The organism is Streptacidiphilus carbonis, from assembly GCF_000787775.1.
GTDB classification, from domain to species: Bacteria; Actinomycetota; Actinomycetes; order Streptomycetales; family Streptomycetaceae; genus Streptacidiphilus; species Streptacidiphilus carbonis.
On sequence record NZ_BBPM01000024.1, the window covers coordinates 122,702 to 123,570 of the forward strand.

The 869-nt window shown below is 72.2% G+C and carries 1 pseudogene; it reads left to right on the forward strand.

Going from position 1 to position 869, the window contains the following annotated elements:
- A pseudogene (locus TR46_RS45560) lies at positions 1-695 on the forward strand (hypothetical protein); the annotation flags it as partial.
- Positions 696-869 lie beyond the last annotated feature (174 nt).

Here is an 869-nt window from a genome sequence, read left to right on the forward strand (position 1 = left end):
CCGGAGGGACGGTCATCTCGACGCGGGCCGCGGTCGTCGCGGTTGAAGCTGCGCGGACGGTCATCACGGTTGTAACCGCCACCGGAAGGGCGGTCATCGCGGTTGTAGCCGCCGCCACGCGGCCGGTCGTCACGGTTGAATCCGCCGCCCGAGGGACGGTCGTCGCGACGGTAGCTACCGCCGCCGCCCGAGGACGGACGGTCGTCGCGACGCGGGCCACGGTCGTCACGGTTGAACCCGCCACCGCCACCACGAGGACGGTCATCCCGGTTGAACCCGCCGCCAGAGGACGGGCGGTCGTCGCGACGGTAGCTGCCACCGCCCCCGCCGTAGGACGGACGGTCGTCGCGACGCGGGCCGCGATCGTCACGGGTGTCGCGGTTGTAGCCGCCGCCGGAGGGACGGTCATCGCGACGGTAGCTACCGCCGCCGCCCGAGGACGGACGGTCGTCGCGACGCGGGCCACGGTCGTCACGGTTGAACCCGCCACCGCCACCACGGGGACGGTCATCCCGGTTGTACCCGCCGCCCGAGGGACGGTCGTCACGGCGGGGGCCGCGATCGTCACGGCTGTCGCGGCCGTCACGGTTGTAGCCGCCGCCGCGGGAGTCACGCCGGCCGCCCGCACCCGCGGCGCCCTGCGATCCGTCACCCGAACGGCGCTCCGGGCGTCCCTGAGGGGGGTTCGACATTGACCTGACTCCTTCTGATCTACCAGCAACATCCCAGTGGCCACCGTCGAGGCACCCACCGACCTACATTGTCCCGCACCCGGCAGGCACCCGCTCACGGGCTACCAGCCAGTTCAATTCGTCCCGCAAAAACACAAAAAGCCGCGGCCCCAGCGAATCGCTGGGGCCGCGGCTCTG